Source organism: Lysinibacillus sp. BSL11 (assembly GCF_052928325.1).
On record NZ_JAVGCX010000009.1, the window covers coordinates 60775 to 78659 of the forward strand.

General features: G+C 36.9%; 22 protein-coding genes. 18 read left to right on the forward strand and 4 right to left on the reverse strand.

All coding sequences use genetic code 11. The features are described 5' to 3' along the window. Positions 1–8 precede the first annotated feature (8 nt). From pduL to RCJ95_RS12225, 8 genes are all read left to right on the forward strand, one after another. On the forward strand, positions 9–851 hold the full coding sequence (pduL, locus tag RCJ95_RS12190; RefSeq protein WP_313150071.1) for a phosphate propanoyltransferase: 843 nt from the start codon (positions 9–11) through the stop codon (positions 849–851). 6 nt (positions 852–857) lie between these two features. Continuing rightward, a complete protein-coding gene (locus RCJ95_RS12195; RefSeq protein WP_004228986.1) occupies positions 858–1127 on the forward strand; it encodes a EutN/CcmL family microcompartment protein in 270 nt (89 codons plus the stop codon). Then, positions 1117–1509: a BMC domain-containing protein gene (locus tag RCJ95_RS12200; protein ID WP_004228984.1), complete on the forward strand. Its 393-nt coding sequence runs from the start codon at positions 1117–1119 to the stop codon at positions 1507–1509. Before RCJ95_RS12195 ends, RCJ95_RS12200 begins: the two co-directional genes overlap by 11 nt. A gap of 47 nt (positions 1510–1556) precedes the next feature. Further along, a complete protein-coding gene (gene mdh, locus RCJ95_RS12205; RefSeq protein WP_221683168.1) occupies positions 1557–2495 on the forward strand; it encodes a malate dehydrogenase in 939 nt (312 codons plus the stop codon). 171 nt (positions 2496–2666) lie between these two features. Next, a complete protein-coding gene (locus RCJ95_RS12210; protein WP_274772757.1) occupies positions 2667–3200 on the forward strand; it encodes a cysteine hydrolase family protein in 534 nt (177 codons plus the stop codon). Then, a complete protein-coding gene (locus RCJ95_RS12215) occupies positions 3190–3735 on the forward strand; it encodes a GNAT family N-acetyltransferase (RefSeq protein WP_274772759.1) in 546 nt (181 codons plus the stop codon). The genes RCJ95_RS12210 and RCJ95_RS12215 overlap by 11 nt, the downstream gene beginning before the upstream one ends. A 25-nt stretch (positions 3736–3760) precedes the next feature. After that, on the forward strand, positions 3761–4630 hold the full coding sequence (locus RCJ95_RS12220; protein WP_221683171.1) for a DMT family transporter: 870 nt from the start codon (positions 3761–3763) through the stop codon (positions 4628–4630). Positions 4631–5266: 636 nt separating this feature from the next. Beyond that, positions 5267–5689: a hypothetical protein gene (locus RCJ95_RS12225; protein WP_274772761.1), complete on the forward strand. Its 423-nt coding sequence runs from the start codon at positions 5267–5269 to the stop codon at positions 5687–5689. A gap of 36 nt (positions 5690–5725) precedes the next feature. On the opposite strand, the gene RCJ95_RS12230 is transcribed toward RCJ95_RS12225, so the two are convergent. Both RCJ95_RS12230 and RCJ95_RS12235 read right to left on the reverse strand, forming a co-directional pair. Continuing rightward, positions 5726–6799 carry a hypothetical protein gene (locus RCJ95_RS12230; protein WP_274772762.1) on the reverse strand — a complete coding sequence of 358 codons (1074 nt, stop codon included), beginning with the start codon at positions 6797–6799 and terminating at the stop codon, positions 5726–5728. Further along, entirely contained in the window at positions 6792–7346 is a 555-nt protein-coding gene (locus RCJ95_RS12235; RefSeq protein WP_274772764.1) for a sigma-70 family RNA polymerase sigma factor, read from the reverse strand. Before RCJ95_RS12235 ends, RCJ95_RS12230 begins: the two co-directional genes overlap by 8 nt. Positions 7347–7510: 164 nt before the next feature. Between RCJ95_RS12235 and RCJ95_RS12240 the strand changes: the two genes are divergently transcribed. The 5 genes from RCJ95_RS12240 to RCJ95_RS12260 all read left to right on the forward strand — a co-directional run bounded on the left by RCJ95_RS12240 (position 7511) and on the right by RCJ95_RS12260 (position 11723). Then, positions 7511–8068, forward strand: coding sequence for a GNAT family N-acetyltransferase (locus tag RCJ95_RS12240; protein WP_446722358.1), 558 nt, complete (start codon positions 7511–7513; stop codon positions 8066–8068). A gap of 164 nt (positions 8069–8232) precedes the next feature. Beyond that, complete coding sequence (locus RCJ95_RS12245; protein WP_221683175.1) at positions 8233–8832, forward strand: hypothetical protein; 600 nt, start codon at positions 8233–8235, stop codon at positions 8830–8832. 50 nt (positions 8833–8882) lie between these two features. Further along, entirely contained in the window at positions 8883–9866 is a 984-nt protein-coding gene (locus RCJ95_RS12250) for a hypothetical protein (protein ID WP_446722359.1), read from the forward strand. 450 nt (positions 9867–10316) lie between these two features. Then, positions 10317–11096 (forward strand): DUF4085 family protein, encoded by a 780-nt coding sequence (locus RCJ95_RS12255; protein WP_446722360.1) that lies wholly within the window; start codon positions 10317–10319, stop codon positions 11094–11096. Positions 11097–11498: 402 nt separating this feature from the next. Continuing rightward, positions 11499–11723, forward strand: a complete 225-nt coding sequence (locus RCJ95_RS12260; protein WP_257521929.1) for a hypothetical protein — start codon at positions 11499–11501, stop codon at positions 11721–11723. Between the two features lie 175 nt (positions 11724–11898). Here RCJ95_RS12260 and fumC read toward each other — a convergent pair whose 3' ends face one another. Both fumC and RCJ95_RS12270 read right to left on the reverse strand, forming a co-directional pair. Next, on the reverse strand, positions 11899–13290 hold the full coding sequence (gene fumC, locus RCJ95_RS12265) for a class II fumarate hydratase (protein WP_221683178.1): 1392 nt from the start codon (positions 13288–13290) through the stop codon (positions 11899–11901). Between the two features lie 273 nt (positions 13291–13563). Beyond that, positions 13564–13779 carry a hypothetical protein gene (locus RCJ95_RS12270; RefSeq protein ID WP_312130176.1) on the reverse strand — a complete coding sequence of 72 codons (216 nt, stop codon included), beginning with the start codon at positions 13777–13779 and terminating at the stop codon, positions 13564–13566. Positions 13780–14096: 317 nt separating this feature from the next. Here RCJ95_RS12270 and RCJ95_RS12275 point away from each other — a divergent pair, with 317 nt between their 5' ends. The 5 genes from RCJ95_RS12275 to RCJ95_RS12295 all read left to right on the forward strand — a co-directional run bounded on the left by RCJ95_RS12275 (position 14097) and on the right by RCJ95_RS12295 (position 17854). Further along, a complete protein-coding gene (locus RCJ95_RS12275) occupies positions 14097–14309 on the forward strand; it encodes a helix-turn-helix transcriptional regulator (RefSeq protein ID WP_221683212.1) in 213 nt (70 codons plus the stop codon). Further along, complete coding sequence (locus tag RCJ95_RS12280; protein WP_221683180.1) at positions 14306–14704, forward strand: hypothetical protein; 399 nt, start codon at positions 14306–14308, stop codon at positions 14702–14704. Before RCJ95_RS12275 ends, RCJ95_RS12280 begins: the two co-directional genes overlap by 4 nt. Before the next feature lie 200 nt (positions 14705–14904). Then, positions 14905–15453: a hypothetical protein gene (locus RCJ95_RS12285; RefSeq protein WP_446722361.1), complete on the forward strand. Its 549-nt coding sequence runs from the start codon at positions 14905–14907 to the stop codon at positions 15451–15453. Between the two features lie 449 nt (positions 15454–15902). Further along, positions 15903–16634 carry an AAA family ATPase gene (locus RCJ95_RS12290; protein ID WP_446722362.1) on the forward strand — a complete coding sequence of 244 codons (732 nt, stop codon included), beginning with the start codon at positions 15903–15905 and terminating at the stop codon, positions 16632–16634. Continuing rightward, positions 16631–17854, forward strand: a complete 1224-nt coding sequence (locus RCJ95_RS12295) for a GNAT family N-acetyltransferase (RefSeq protein ID WP_221683182.1) — start codon at positions 16631–16633, stop codon at positions 17852–17854. Before RCJ95_RS12290 ends, RCJ95_RS12295 begins: the two co-directional genes overlap by 4 nt. Positions 17855–17885: the final 31 nt, after the last annotated feature.

A 17885-nucleotide genomic window follows, 5' to 3' on the forward strand; every position in this document is an offset into this window, starting at 1 on the left:
GTGGCTATATGAATGAACAAACAATAATGCAAATTGTTAATGATGTCATAGCCGAATTACTACCTAAAAAAGAAGCAGCTTCTACATCATATGAAATTCCTATAGGTATCTCTGCAAGGCATATTCATTTACAACAAGAGCATGTCGAGCAGCTATTTGGGAAAGGTGCTAAGTTAAGTGTGAAAAAAATGTTAGCTCAACCCGGCCAGTTTGCAGCACATGAAACGCTACAGGTGGTGGGACCAAAAGGAAGCATCCAAAATGTACGTGTATTAGGTCCAGCTCGCACCTTCACACAAATTGAAATTAGTCATACTGATGCGATTGCCCTAGGAATTCAACCACCTTTGCGTGAATCGGGTGAAATTGCTGGCTCAGCTAGCTGTATCCTGGTAGGACCTAGGGGAAGTTTGATTTTACAAGAAGGGGTCATTATCGCACAAGCACATATTCATATGGCACCTGCTGATGCACAGCAGTTAGGTGTTCAAAACGGTCAATATGTCTCCGTTAAGGTGCAAGGGCGACGTCCCATTACCTTTGAGCAAGTGAAAATTCGTGTGGCTGATCACTATCAATTAGAAATGCATATAGATACAGATGAAGCAAACGCAGGCTTCATCCAACAGGGCGAAACAGGTTCAATTATAACAGGTAAGATGGCAGGAGAGCCTTACAATAACTTCGTTCGTCCTCCAATTGAAATTAAACACAAGATTATAACGGCAAATGATGTAAGCCGTTATCAAGGTGAGACAGTGATAGTCCCCAAAGAGGCAAGGTTGACGGCACTGGCGAAGGAGGCCGTGGAAAAATTAGAAATTGAACTTCAGTTTCACGAAAAAGGATGAGGATGCATGCGGATAGGAACAGTGGTCGGAAATATCTGGGCAACACGTAAAGAGGAAGGGCTACAGGGATTGAAATTACTCATTATCCAGCCAATAAAGCTGGATGGTCAACTGAGTGATGAACAAATTGTTGCTGCAGATCGTATAGGTGCAGGTGTTGGGGATAATGTCATTTTAACAATGGGCAGTGCTGCCGTACGAAGTTTTTCTACGACCAGTATTTGTCCAATTGATGCCATTGTTGTTGGCATTATAGATGGCACAGATGAATCGTGAGGTGAACACAGTGACAGAAGCGATAGGAATGATCGAAACGTATGGCTTGATTGGCTCCATTGAGGCTGCGGACGCTATGCTAAAAGCAGCCAATGTCCAATTAGTGAAACAGGAGCTAGTAGACGGTGGTATCGTAACCATTATTGTCGAGGGAGATGTTGGTGCAGTACAGGCTGCGGTTGAGGCTGGCAAAGCGGCAGCAACGCGAACGAGCAAGCTACTAAGCGCACATGTAATTCCACGAGCAGCCAATGAAGTATTCACAGCGATTATTGATGAAAAACAAGCGACAAAAGCGACGGAGACAGCAGCCAAAAAAACAAGCGCTCGCCAGAAGCCTCAGCAAACAAAACTTGTCGAGGATGAGCAGGCAGATAAGTAATCGGCGATCTTTAGCAATGAATCTATGTCGTTAGGAGGGAGAGGCAGATGAGCTTTAGGCGACCCAAAATCGCCATCATTGGCGCTGGACATACAGGTGCAACCGTAGCGTTAATGGTCGCACAGAAACAGATCGGGGATATTGTGCTTATCGATTTACCAGATTTCGAAAATGCTGCGAAAGGGAAGGCACTAGATATTCTCCAAACTGGACCCATAGAAAGATTTAACGTACAGGTGACGGCTACTTCAAAGTATGAGGAAATAGCTCATGCTGATATTGTGGTTATCACGGCAGGTATTGCAAGAAAGCCTGGCATGACACGACAGGATTTAATTCATACAAATGCGGCAATCATCCGCACCGTAAGCGAACAGATCAAACGTTATGCGCCAACTAGCTATATTATCGTCTTAAGTAACCCTGTTGATGCCATGACCTATGTTTGTCTGAAAACTACAGGTTTTCCCAAAAATCGTGTCATGGGACAATCAGGTGTTTTAGATACAGCGCGCTTTAATACCTTTATCGCACAGGCTCTTCAGCTCGCTGTCGAGGATATATCGAGCTTCGTCTTGGGTGGGCATGGCGATGAAATGGTGCCACTCGTTCGCTATACGTATGTCGGAGGAATACCACTAGAAAAATTAATGCCACAAGCACAGATTGAGCAATTAGTGGAGCGAACGCGAAAAGGTGGAGGCGAAATTGTCGCCCTACTTGGCAATGGCAGTGCTTACTATGCCCCAGCCGCCGCCATTGTCCAAATGATTGAAGCGATTGTGAAGGATCAACGGAAAGTATTGCCCATCATTACGTATTTACAGGGCGAATATCAAGTAAACAATGCCTGCATCGGTGTCCCCGTTGTTTTAGGGGGAGCTGGTATTGAAAGTGTAATTGAATTGCATTTAAACGAAGAGGAACAGCAAGCATTTAATCATTCGGTTCACCAAGTTTATCAAACATTAGCCTATATCAAATGATGCAAGCGCATGACACCATCTAATAGTGACATGTATTAGATGGTACCGTACATAGTTGAGGCACCTTACGATGTTGTAAAGGTGCTTTTTGTTGTTCAAAATTTTCTTTTAATGGAAGATTGTTTTCTGTACAATTAAAAATGTTACTACTGATACACAAAGGAGGACACGATGAAACAAGCACTCATCATTATCGATATACAAGAGGCTTTCTTTCTAGATGGCCAGCAAAATCTTTGGAACAGTGAAGCTATTATCAAAAATATTAATGCCTCCATTACATGGGCACGGCGCAACGAAGTACCCGTTATTTTTATTCAGCATACAGACGCAGATGATGTGGATTTTACATTAGGTCAACCAGGCTGGGAACTCTATCATGGATTACTTAGACAGGCGGAGGATCAAGTGATTCAAAAAACAACGTGGGACGCTTTCTATCAAACGGAGCTTGCAGCTTATTTACAAGCGCATCACATCGACCAATTGATTTTCGCGGGTGCTCAAACAGAGTTTTGTCTTGATACAACAATCCGTAGTGCTTTTAGTCATGGCTACCAGCATAATATTTTAATAGAAGATGCACATAGCACCTTAGATAGTAATGTACTGGCAGCACCACAAATTATTCAACATCACGAATCCATTTGGCATAATCGTTTTGTGCGGATTCAGTCAATTGGAGGATTCGAACATGCTGATTGATCAGAAAGAGCTCCAGATAAAAGAGCTATCCTATACAATTCGCTGTGCCCGACGCGAAGATGCCCAAGCCTTATCGAATTTACGCTTGCAATTAGACGGTGAAACGGAAAACTTCGATCGTGAACAGGGCGAGGCGTTGATTGATCGAGCAGGCTTTGAGCGGCTTATTCAACATGATAGCGAAAGCCCCAAAAATCTATGTTTAGTAGCGGTTGTCGATGATCGGATCGTTGGATTCTCAAGGTGTGAGGGCTCTCCACTCAAAAGGCTTGCCCATAAAGTAACATTTGGTGTTGGTGTCAGTAAAGAGTTTTGGGGCTATGGCATCGGAAAAGCCTTGCTGCAAGAATCCATTGATTGGGCAGATGCCAATGGTGTTCGCAAAATAGCACTAGAAGTGTTAGAAACCAATGAAAAAGCGATACAGCTCTATAAAAAAATGGGCTTTTTAGTGGAAGGCATTCTGAAAAATGATAAATGCCTTGCAGATGGTATGTTCTATCATACGATCATAATGGGAAGATGGCAGGAATAGCAACGTAGAAGGAATTTGAAACAGTATGACAAATTTTATGTATATCTTTTGTTTAATTGTCTGGGGTCTTAATTTTATTGCAGTCAAAATTCAAGGAACGCCAGTCAGTTTAGAATTATCTTTAACCTATCGTTTAGTCATGACAGCCCTTTTATTTTTCATCCTTGCTTGGTTCTTGAAACCACAGGGTAAACCACAACAGCGCGATGTACCGTTTATCATCGTTTTTGGCGTTTGTAATTTTGCATTCAGCTATTTAGCACTGTATTATGCGACGATATGGAGCTCGGCTGCGATTGTCACATTAATTTTTTCATTAAAAGTCATACTAACACCCATCGCTCTACGGATATTTCTCAAGGAGCCATTGCATCGTCGTGTTTTAATTGGCGGCATTTTAGGTGTCATCGGCGTGGGGGTGCTGATTTATCCAGCTTTACATAATATCGAGTTAAAAGGAGTTTTGATTGCCTTCGTAGGGACTGTCCTGACAGCCATCGGAGATGCAAGCTCTGCCCGAAATGCCAAGCATCAAATAAACCCCGTTTATGCCAATGCCATTGGTTTTGCATTGGGCAGTGCAGTCATGTGTGCCATTGTTTGGCTACAGGGACAAACAGTCGTGATACCTAAATCTTTTACCTACTTATCGGCTCTCTTGTACTTAACGCTTATCGCATCCTTCCTCGCATGGTTATTTTACTTAAAACTAGTCGAACGAATAGGCGGGGCAAAAAGTGGCTATATGGTTGCGTTATTCCCCGTAATTGGCGGTTTTGCTTCAGTTGTCATTGGCGAATCAACACTTAGTATTTATTTAATTCTAGGCTGTCTTTTTAGCTGTATTGGGGCTGCGATTGCCTTAGGCTTTAAAATTAAGCCTATTTTACGATGAACGAAAACCCCTTTCGCTTCATAAACTAGATAAGAACGCTTGAAAAGGGTGAGGGACAAAATGTCATTCGTTCCATTGAATGCAATGGGTATCAGGAGAGAAAAAGATGAGGATCACTGGGACATTGATCGCTGGGAAAATGATGGTGGCAGAAGCTTAGAGGCGTGAGGGAGACAGAAATTTGTCTCCCTTTAAATATTTTTGAAACCTTTTGATCAATTGCTCGTATGATAAGTAGACAAGTTTTCATTATCAGCTATAAAAAAGGGAGAAATGATTTTTTTGAACCATTGAACAAAACGATTACTATTCATTATTTACGTGATTGTCATTGCGGATGCGTATTACACAACGCTCTATATTGAACCAAAAACACCGCCGCAACACCAAACCATCAAAGCAACAGCCATCACGGTAGACCAACTACGGTAGCAAGCCTCACAAAAAGAGGCGAACAGCCCGTCGCTCGAAGCCTTTTTCCTTCAAGCAATTTCTTCAAAGCGTGGCCCAAGAAATGGTGATGCAAGGAAATTTCGTCGAAGCACGAACTCAAAAGCGTGTCTATTTACACTATCAACAGCTACGTTGCTGACACCCTGTACATTTACAGGGTTTTTTTAATAGGAGGAGCAAAATATGAGTATGGCAACCTATATAGGCTTCAATTTTCCAGTTGAAATACAGGATGACTATACAGAAAATGAAATTGACATAATTTATTTTTTCTCAGTAGAAGAGAATCGCCAAATTGTACAGGCAAAGCATTTTACAACACCCTATGTATATGAAATCGAAACAAAGGGAGAGCCCATTTGGCAAATGCATAACGAGAATAAAGTGTCTTCCCCACATAACTATGAAAAAGCCAAAAAAACTTTTCTTCATGTTTGTGACTTTCTAAAGAATTTCCTTCCCAAAGGAGATTATTGCGAAATCTATATTTGCTGGATAGGAGAAGAAGGGGAGGACCATGAGAAAAAATTCGAACTTTCGTTAGACCAACTGCCAGTAGATGAGGTAGAAATCGATGAGAAATGTTTGATGATGTTGAGAAACTAAAACCTTCAAACAGAAAAAAGATTGAAGCAATAAGCCTCAATCTTTTTTCTGTTTGCTAGGAAGCTGATAGCCCTCTAAGTCTGGAATAAATTCTTGTGGATCAATCGGCACATTCACTTCAAGCCTTTCTGGATGAACATAGCTTGTCAGCTCACCATTTTGGTCATATGTTTCACTTTTAACGAGAATGCCAGTATCTTTATCCACCCAAAAACGAAACGCTTCTGTCGTGCCTTTTAAATTTTCACTATTTGTCACCGTTTCATCCATTTTCCCAGCTAATACGATTGTATTATGACCTAACAACGCTTCATTTTGTTTTTCAATCTCCCAATGTTCCATATTTCTTAAATAACTAGCTGCTTTCTCATAAGCGAACAACGACATACTTGAACTTCCAAATGAAGGTCTTTCTCTCAATTTATTAGATGAAATAGGCGGATATTTCAAGTCAATACTAAAAGCTTGCTCAGGAGTAACTATGTCTCGTTTTGACTTCTGTTTCGTTTCACTAACTGTAGAAACTTTTTGTCCATTAAGTGCTGTATATTTTAACCAGCTCTTTCTGTTGTTATAATAATACTCCTGTGTATCGTTCTTGATTCCCGTCGTGTTATCATCTAAAGCGATTATTTTTTCATAGCCTCCAATTTCTTTTTTGGTACTTACTTTATAAGTAACACCTAATGTTCTAGTGGAATCGTCTTGAGAAATTTTATATTCTTCAAATTTTCCAGCTGCAGAGTGAAAATAATCGATCGAATTTAATAATTTACTCACGACTTCCTCTTTCGTCATATCCCCATAAAATTCTTCTTGGATCGGGGGATGATAAAGAGTAGTTTCCATTGTAGGTTCGTGTGAACGGTCTCCCTTAGCAACTGGTTGTTCTGTCAGCTCCGTGACCATAAAATAGCTAGCCCCTATAAGAAAAAAACCAATGACAGCTATAGGTAACAAATGATTGAAAATGGATTGAAATTGGGGTTGTTTCTTGTGACCTTTTCGAAGCCTCTGCCTTACTTTTTCTTTATGTTTCTCATTAAAATGAATGTCCTTGAATGCCGTGTCATCCAATGCCTTGCCTATATTTTTAAACATATCATTCATTTATCTTGCACCCCTCCATTGATTTTTTGAGCAAAAGGCGAGCCCTATGAAGTCGAGACTTAATGGTTTGTAAACGCAAATCTAACAAATCAGCTATTTGGTTATAGGACAGCTCTTCATAATAATATAAAATAATAAGTTCTCTGTACCGTATTGGTAGAGCAAGAATCTTTTCAGAAAGTAATCGTTTATCCTCCTGTCCGACTAATTCCAGCTCAGGAGATTTACTAGTACTCTTAATTTTTGAGAAAAATTCTGTCAGAACAATATTTCTATAAGACCAGCTTTTTAATTTATCTTTACATAGATTGACAGTAATTCGATATAACCATGTTTTATAGGAAGATTCATTCCTGAAATTATCTAATTGCTCATAGCACTTTATAAACACTTCTTGCGCAATATCTTCCGAAAGCTGCTTGTGCTTTATATACGTAAAGGCAAGACGTGCTATGTCATCTCCGTATGCCTTCATCAACCATTCAAGCCTCTCCTCCTTACTACATTCACTGCTAACTTCTATTGATGTTCTCACATGTTCAAGCATCTTCCACACCCTTTCAATTATTAGACGGAGTTGGTGCTATTTGGTTGTAATCAATTTACTATAATAACGAAGGATTTGTAATAGCAATAGAAAGAGAGTATGAGAGGTTTTTGTGTTATTATTCAATAGTAAAATGCTAATAAATGGTGAAAAAGGGGAGTAGTATGCATACACAATTCGAATTTACGGTTTTTCCTCAATTGGAAACAGAACGTTTTATTTTACGAAAAGGGATATTGGATGATGCCCAAGATATTTTAAGTCTTTATTCTAATGAAAATGTAGTGAAGTACCTGCCATTACCATTGTTTGCTTCAGTTGAAGATGCTATTGATGAAATCAATTGGTATGAGAAAATTTTTAAAGAACAAAAAGGCTTAAGATGGGTAATCGAGGAAATTCAGACCAACAAGGTGATTGGCACATGTGGCTATTTGAATTATGAAAAAGAGCATAATCGTATAGAAATTGGCTATGATTTAAACCCTGACTATTGGGGGAAGGGTGTGATGCAAGAGGCTTTAAGCATGATCATCCACTTTGCCTTTACATCCATGGGAATCAATAAAATCGAAGCAAAAATAGAACCAGAAAACATAGCATCTATCAAACTATTGGAAAAATTAAACTTTTCTCAAGAGGGCCTTTTGAGGCAACATGAATTTGAAAAAGGGAAGTATGTGGATCTCGCTATCTTTTCCCTATTGAAAAGTGAATTTTAGGTGGTTAGAAAAGTCGCACTCATTATGAGGGGTGGCTTTTTTTACTGCGAGATAAATAGAAAATCAGCCATATTTCACGTATTTATTAAATGGAAAATATTATAAAATTAACTAATGTAAGGTATTGTTATAAGTAATGGATAACCTTCTAAGGAGTGAGAGAGATGAAGCTCATAAAAGTTGTATTGACAGGACTATTGATTAGTGGATTGTTAACAGGTTGTATCGAGGAAGAAGAAACGAAAGGCGAAAAGGTAAAAACAGAAGTAACAAAAATCAAACAAGTAACAACAGTAAACCCTTCGAAAATCTGGAAGGATGTTTCAACCCCAGAAGGCTTCAATAACTATGGAATTGAACCAACGTTGGAAGCATGGATTGCCTATCATGCCCAAGATATTAACAAAACAACAGACGTAGACGAATATTATCTAAGGGCAGATCGTCTCACGAAGGAAATGATTTATTTTAGGGTTCAAGGGGAAGACCTTCAAAAGGATTTTGAAAATTTAAATGTACTGCAGATTTTGATGGGACATCTGGATTATGTGATATCGGTAGAGAAACAGCAAGGTCTTGATACAGCTGAGTTCTATGGAAAATTAACTAAGTGTTTTACGTATTTCACTGAATTACTTCACGATCTCAACGTAATCATCAATAACGATGGCAAGGGTGAAACATATGGGCTCACACACCAATTAGACGGGAGCAAGGTGGACGAACTCGAAAAACTTCTTTATTCAGAGGCTGGTAAGGAGTAAAAGTAAAATAGATTTATTTACTATAAAGAAAAATATCAGGAGGAATATTTTTGAATAATAAACAACTAATTCCTACAAATGAAATTAAAGAAGAGTTTGAGGCCATTTTAGTAGAAAATGATAGTATTGCGCAATGTGTGATTCATTTAAAAAACGGCACGATCAAAAACAAACAACGCTTAGACACCCGCTATGACGAGTTTGCTTTGGATACTGTGAATAATGAATTTTGTTTTAGTCTAAAAGATAAAAATAGCATAAATTTTCATAGAATTAATCTTCAAACATTCAGTCAAATAAATGCGGTAACATTAAATTTATACAATTATTTTTCTTCTGAAGAACTTAAGGATGAAAGCTATTATTCCAAGTTAATTTACCTTAATCATCAATATTTGTTGTATTTTATTACGAAAAGAGAAATGAACTATGGACATCCTTTTTATCAATGTATTTTTTTAGTAGACACTTCAACAGGAGAGATAAAACAATTAAATCCTTTACTTCCAAACGGAGATAATTTACTAAGATTAGATACTTCCAAAAACATCTATCTAAGCAATCATAATCACTTTTTGCTGTTAAAAACCGGGAGAATTAGACCCTTTGAAAAACAATCAATGTATAAAAATGTAGATATTGAAAATCCTTATCATGACCACCTTGAATCTATTTATTTAATGAAGGTTTCATCTTTAATTGATCAACAAAATTTTAATAATGCAACACTGATATCTTTATTAAATTATTCAGGTGCTTCTGAAAAATTGCAATATGAGAACAATATTCTATCATACGTAGTATCTGATTTTACTAACAATACTAAAGAATTAATAAAACATGATTTGTTAATAGGGGATATTTCAAAGTTTCAAGATGATCAATTAATACGAGATTATTTAAATGCTGATTTTGAAATATTACCAAACTACTATGATTATATCTCTATATTATCTAAACAGGATAATGCTAATACGTTTAATCTAATTGACGATGAATTGTCGTTTAATGTAAAGCTGGACGAGATAAGCTGAGAGAATTTTAATTTGTTATAAGCATCTGTAATGGAGGATGGATTACATAGGTGGAAGAATAAACCACTCTCCGATGAAGTGACTGCATAGGATAGATACAATTATTTTCATTAGGAAGCTGTTTGGCATAGATTCGATATCCTATCGGGATTCATGTCTTTTAATTTTGCTTTCATCCATGCTAATTGGTTGGAGTGATAAATGGAAATAGTTATCCAAATGAAAGAGTTAAGAGGTATTATTACATTACAAAGCAGATTAGTGGAAGTAAGATCTGAGAGGGGCTTGTGTATGAAGCGTTTAGTTATTGGCATTGTAATAATTTGGTTGATTTTATTGACCATGTGGTTTTTTACTACAGGATCGCCAAGTTAGGGTTTAATTAGATTATTAAGCTAGCGAGGTAGGTTAATGGAAAATTTATCTACTTAGAGAGACGAGGGTAATAAAATGAAATATTTTACTAAAGAATGGCATGAACTGTGTCAAAAAAATAATCTCCATCTGCATTTAGAGGAAGAAAAGCAAGCTGAAACATTCTCAGAAGAATATTTTCAACAGCTTTACGACTTTGAATTAAATAGTTGGCTTACTTTACAGGAAGAAGCTAATTTAATATTAAAATTTAATGAAACAGCAAACAGAGATGAAGATAATCACTATGAACCTTTTAATAAAGAGAAGGGAATAGAACAATTCCATGATATTTTCATACATAATCTTATGTATTTAAAAAAGCAATTACCAAAAACAATAGTAAAACAGATTGCAGATATAAGGGTGTTTGCTTTAGATAAGGCAACTCGTAATGTAATAAATGCTGTAACTCAACTTTGCGAGGAAAATAAAAGAATTGTAACTACAGTAATTGAAGATTATAAAAGATATATAAAAGAAAACTCAGCATTACTGGATATAGAAATTGATGGGGATTTTAGCTTCCATGATTGCAAAATTATAAAATCAATCAAGAATGATAAATCCTTAAATTTACTCCTTGATAACAACGGGAGTTATACAAATATAGATGAGGTCATATTTGAAAATTTTAATATTATCAAACAAGATAATTTGTTAGAAGATGCATGGTGGCTGTATGAGGAAATATATAAAGTGAATGACAAATATGAATTTCAGGTTTTGCTACAAAATGAAACGATGGATTTAATTGATTTTATTATATCAGCTGAACAAATTTCCTTTATAAGTAATAAAAATAATCTTTCATAGTAAACTGAGGCGTTTTTAAAAAAGCCAATCCGTGATGGGTGGTCTTAATTTGTTTATGTATGATTGATTTATTAAAAGTCACATATCCAATCATAAATTTCTTAAAAAGAGTTTGAATTTAAATATGAAGGCATATTCCAAATTATGATATGCTTTTTTTTTTTTGAGGTGTAAACGTTCGTTTAGGTTGCTATTCAAAATAAGCTAACATTGACCTAACGTAAAAATCATACATATACGCCAGAAGGTTATAACAAAATTCTAGCATTTTTACTTTTATAGAAACTAGATAAATTAAATAGCCTTACTCACGCGTTACTTTACACACGTTGCAGTTTTAATCAGCCCTAATTTACATTTAACACCTCAAATTATTAAGTGAATAAAAAGGGAGGTATCTTATTGTTTAAAGAAGTTTCAAAACCTCAATTAGTACTATCTTTTTTAATGGTTTTTATAGGTTTCTCACAAGCATTTAACAACTGGGGAGAAAAGAGAGGTTTATCTTTATTCTTTTTAATTGCTAGTAGTGTACTTTTACTTCTTTCTATTATTGGTCTGATTGTTTATAGGAAAAGGCAAATAACGCTAAAGACTAAAAAGCTTCAAAGGGGTTCTGGGTTATAAAGAAAAAAAGATTGAAGCGATTAGCCTCAATCTTTTTTACTCACGCATTCCTATACATACGCTAGCCGTATTTTATTAGCCACACTAACATGTTGTAAAATACACTTGTTGCTCAAAATAGGGGATATTATCAGAGATGATGATATATCAATTGCATAGTCAACGTGCATTGCTTCTATTTTACGTTCGGATAAATCATTGTTGCTGGGTCTACATATTCATCGAACTGTTCTTCTGTAAGTAATCCGCTTGCGATGGCTGCTGCCTTTAAGGTCGTGCCTTCTTTGTGGGCCTGTTTTGCGATTTTTGCTGCGTTTTCATAGCCAATATATGGATTTAATGCTGTTACAAGCATTAATGAATTTTGTAAATTATGATCAAGTACTTCTTTGTTTGGCTCAATGCCTACCGCACAATGGTCGTTAAATGATTTCATTGTGTCTGCTAATAGGCGAGTTGATTGTAAGAAGTTGTAAATGATGACTGGTTTAAAGACGTTTAATTCAAAGTTACCTTGAGAAGCGGCAAAGGCAATTGTTGCGTCATTTCCAACTACTTGCGTGACAACCATTGTCATTGCTTCACTTTGGGTAGGGTTAACTTTACCTGGCATAATGGAAGAGCCAGGTTCGTTTTCTGGGATCGTAATTTCCCCAATACCTGAACGAGGGCCACTTGCTAGCCAGCGAACGTCATTGGCAATTTTCATTAAATCAGCCGCTAAAGCTTTTAATGCACCATGTGCTACAACAGCTTCATCATGACTTGTTAAGGCATGGAATTTATTTGCAGCCGATGTGAATTGTTTGCCTGTTAGCACACTAATTTCCTCAGCCACACGATCACCAAATTCAGGGTGAGCATTGATTCCTGTACCGACCGCTGTTCCACCAATTGCAAGCTCCTTCATATAGTCAATATTATGGATAATCATATGCTCTGATTTTGCGAGCATGGCTGCCCAACCGCCAATCTCTTGACCTAATGTAAGAGGTGTCGCATCCTGTAAATGCGTACGACCAATTTTAATAATGTCCTTAAATTGAGCGGCTTTATCTTCCAAAGTTGCTTTTAGTAAACGTAGTCTTGGTAATAAATAATCTTCCACTTTTAAAACAGCCGCAATATGCAATGCTGTTGGGAATGTATCATTAGAGCTTTGTGATTTATTGACATCATCATTAGGATGAATACGGTCCGCTTCACCAGCATCCTTTAATAGTTGATTCGCACGGTGAGCAATGACTTCGTTCACATTCATATTGGATTGTGTACCACTACCAGTCTGCCAAACCACAAGAGGGAATTGATCGTCCCATTGACCATTTAAAATTTCATCTGCAGCCTGCACGATGGCATTTGTTTTAATATCAGAAAGTTTGCCTAATTTATTATTCGCAATGGCCGCACTTTTCTTTAGGATCGTCATAGCTTGCACAAGCTCGATTGGCATTTGTTCCGTACCAATTTGGAAATTTTCTTTACTGCGCTGTGTTTGCGCGCCCCAAATTTTATTAGCAGGTACTTTAATTTCACCCATAGTATCTTTTTCAATACGATAATCCATGTCAAAACAGCTCCTTTAGTATGTAAAGTTCTCCTCATGTACAGATAAAAACGGATACTCTTAGTCTGATGTAAGAATATCCGTTTGATACATGCTTATTCAAAAAAGAGGGGGATTCTGAATGAAGCAATTTGGAGAAAGAAATAATCTATTGATAATGATAATTGTTATCAATTAAAAAGTCAACGGTTTAGCTTGAAGAAATTTAAAGTGAATGATTAGCTTACTTATTTTATTCCCGAAATTTAAGGGAATAAACCATGTTTTAGTCGATTATCTCTTTTTCTTTCCAAGCTCTTTAAGAGGCTGCTTTTTAGGGATTTTTTCGAACAATATCTTCACATGAAAATTGTTGTCATCAATTTGTAGTACCTCCAACACCTTTGCCTTACGCCCTTTAATGCGAATATCTTCTTCCACAGTAGGTAGCTTGACGAGCAATTGACTTAAAACGGACGTCTTGTTTTCGTAATAATGAGTCACAAACATCGCGATTCTCCTTCTGACTTTTGATTGTTACTCAATTTATGAGCAAGGGATAATAGTTAGAACTTTGGAGGTGGTGATCAAAAAATGAAGAACAACGAATAGATGCTTAAGATAATTAAAAATTGAAAGGGGTCTCTAGGTGTACAGTTTTTTAAACCTGAAGTATTTTGGTTCACGACATAGTAAATAACAAAAAACTATGTGATAAGAGCTAATAAAATAATTGGGTGTAAAATATGTTTGACACCTTATTTGTCCTACCTTAATATTATGGTGTAAAAGATCTTTTACAAGCCAGGAGCGGAGTGGTGTTAGAAATGAAAAATAAAATAAGGGTATATCGAGAAAAAAATAACCTCTCACAAGGTAAATTAGCGGAGTTATGCAATGTGACAAGGCAGACCATTAATGCCATTGAAAATAATAAATATGATCCAAGTTTGGAATTGGCTTTTACTTTGTCCTATATTTTAAGTGCTCCTATAGAAGAATTATTTATTTTTACATATGGAAGGAATGAGAAAAAGTGACGATTACAAAAAAGGTAAGTTTAATCGGTTCTTTAGTTATTATTGTTTCTATTGGTAGTTACGGTGTATATGAATGGATCACGAAAGAAATGATTGGTGCAGCGACAATTTTCTTTGTATTCTTAGGAATAGGTCTTTTATTTCAGTCCATTACTTGGGGAGAAATGAACGGAGTAAATGAAGGAAAAAAAGATGAGTTAGAAAAACATATAACACTTGTTAGTTCAAAAATTAGTTACTATCTTTTACTGTTATTTATGGTTATTGTTTTAGTGATCTCAGAAAGAGTAACCGCTTTAAATGATATTAAGAATATTCCACTTGTTATTGTCATAGGACTTGCTTGGATTACTATGCCAATTACTGAGTTTGTAGTTTCTAAAAAATATAGTTAAATAAATTGATCATTGTGAAGAAGGCTGATTTATTTTGATGAAGTTTAATTTTAGATCAACTTACCTCGATAGATTGATTAAGAGGTGAGTTGATTTTTTTGTTGGATATTTATGTTAAAATAACTATGGAATTTTATGACAGGTTATTGTTATTAGACTACCATGACAAAAAAATTTAGAAAAAGGGGCGAGAAAGAAGAATGACAAATAATATCATCGAACAAGCAAAACGGGGGTTGGAGGGTTTTGCTATTGGAGGTTATCATACTAGCGGAAATTTTGGTAAGTATCGGGAGGAATACTATAAATATTTTGGAGATCCAGATTATGAAACGAGAAAGTACGCTATAGCTGCATTTACTTGTATGCTGGGTACTTGGGAAACAGGTTCTCTTCAGATATTTCAGCCAATTCAAGAGTGGGAGGAAAATAAGAAATGGAGCTCAAATCCATTAGACCAAAAGCGATTTTATCGTTTTAAAGATTATCTTTATGCACTGTTAGCACATCATGAGCAGATAGAGAAAGAATTTCCTTATATGTTTGAAGAGATTGTTTTGTTTTTAATAAAAATAGAATTAAATCAAGGGATCAGTTATGAAGAATGGTTTCCAGAGCATAACCTGAATTTGTTTCAGCGATTAAGAGAAGAAATTTTAATACCTAAACAACATTTGGCAAATAAAAGAAGTAATTGGGGATTATTGTTAAAAGAAATAGGTATTGAGCCTTTTTTTGAATCGGATTAATTTAGTAATGAAAGTGATCCAAAATATCCGCTCAGAAAGGAAGTCTAGGTGATCAAAAAGAGAGGCATCCCACTTATTAGAGACAATCATTTAGCAAGCCACAGCGAAATAAAATTGCTATGGAAAACACTACTGCATGTTGTGGGGAAATCATTCACTTTGTCAGTTAAAGAGGAGGTCAATGTCCGCTTATTTTATAAAAAAATCAAAAATATGACATGATACTACAGGTAGAAATTGCAACTTTCGACATGTTTTTTATTTATTTCTCGGGAAATATCTCATAGCGATTTGTGAAAATGGTAGGGACTTCGTCAGCTGTTTTAGGCTATTTATGTTTGGCTGGCTCGGGTGGCTACATAAAAAGGTGACATTTCAATCAAACAGGTGGGTGGATTACGTTTCAGCTAGGGGGATGTTCGTTATAATAAGAGTAAGGAGGAAATGAAATGTATTTAAAATCATGTAAGGTGTTACAGGATACGATTCCCAATAAACAGGAGTATCCTTTTAATATTCCAAGATTGCAGGATTTGCATGAGCTGGAGTTCCCGACGAATGTGACGTTCTTTGTTGGGGAAAATGGTTCGGGGAAATCAACATTACTGGAGGCGATTGCTGATCGCTGCGATTTCAATACGGCTGGTGGCGGTCGTCAAAATTTATATGAAGTACATAAGGCGGAATCTTCATTGGGGGAATATATCCGTTTGTCGTGGTTGACGAAAATATCGAATGGGTTTTTTCTTCGATCAGAAACATTTTATCAATTTGCCAGTCATATTGATTTGTTAGAGCGCCATCCAAACAAATATGCTGCTTTTGGTGGGAAATCTCTACACCACCAATCTCATGGTGAATCCTTTCTTGCGTTATTTATGAATCGCTTTAAGGGTAAAGCCATTTATTTATTGGATGAGCCTGAGGCGGCATTGTCTCCAACGAGGCAGCTGAGCTTGCTGAAAATAATGAAGGACCTTGAGCATGAGGCACAATTTATTATTGCTACACACTCACCCATTTTGCTTGGCTATCCCAATGCAACGATTTATAGTTTTGATCAAGGAGAAATTGAATCCATTCGCTATGAGGATACCATACATTACATCGTGACCAAACGTTTTTTAGATGCGCCACAGTCTATATTAAGAGAGTTATTTGATGAGGAGAGAGAATCATGAATCAACGAAAAGGCTTAATCATGCGAGAAATCCGATTAGATGAAATGGCACAGTCCATTGATTTACTGAATTATGTCTTTCAAATGTCAATGTCCATTCACAAGGATCGTCGCTTTGTGAATGCGAAGAGTAGGCAATTTAATGAAGGGCATGCCATCGGGTGGTTTGATGGTTCACAGCTTGTATCGCAAATATTAAGTTTGCCTTTTGAGGTGAATGTGCATGGTAAGATTTATGAAATGGGTGGCATCACAGCAGTTGGGACATACCCTGAATATTCAGGACATGGCTTAATGGAGAGCTTGATAATTGAAAGTCTGCAAAGTATGCGAAATGAAGGACAGTATATATCCTATTTATTTCCATATTCTATTCCTTATTACCGCAAAAAGGGATGGGAAATTATGAGTGATATTGTGGAATTTCAAGTGAAGGATACACAGCTTCCTCATTATGCTGGTCTTAATGGGAAAATTCGCCGAGTTGATCCGAAGCATGAGGATGTGGTGGATATCTACGCACGCTATGCACAGAAAACGCATGGCGTAATGGTGCGCAATAGTATTGCCTGGAACGAGAAATTTCAGGAGGATTTCTGGGAGGAGAAATTTATAGATAGTGATGTGAACCTTCAGGCAGCGGTCTACTATGATGAAGAAGATGTGGCGCAGGGCTATATGTTCTATCGTATTATGGAGGAAAATTATTACATTGATGAAATCGTCTATTTGCAGGAAGAGGCTCGTAAAGGTTTATGGAATTTCGTCTCGGCTCACAGCTCGATGGTCTACAATGTCTACGGGAAAACAACCGGAAATGAAGCGGTAGCCTTTCTATTAGAGGACAGCGAAATCATTCAAAAGGTATCACCTTATTTCATGGCAAGAATCGTCGATGTCAAAGAATTTTTACTGCGCTATCCATTTATCGGTCAGGATTTCGAGCTTCAGCTAGCTGTCAGTGATCGCACTGTGGCATGGAATAATGGTACCTACATCATCAAAATGAAAGATGGAAACCTTGCTGTGCAGAAGGTAAGTGAGACGTTGAACGCGAATGCTGTGCATTTAACAGTGCAAACACTGGCTACCATGCTGTTAGGCTACAAACGTCCAACCTATTTAGAAAAAATTGAACGATTACAGGGACGTGCAGAGGAAATTGCATTGCTTGAGGCGGTTTTACCAGTGGGTATCCCAACATTTATTGATTATTTTTAAGAGGTATGGGGGTTAAAGCCATAACGTTGAC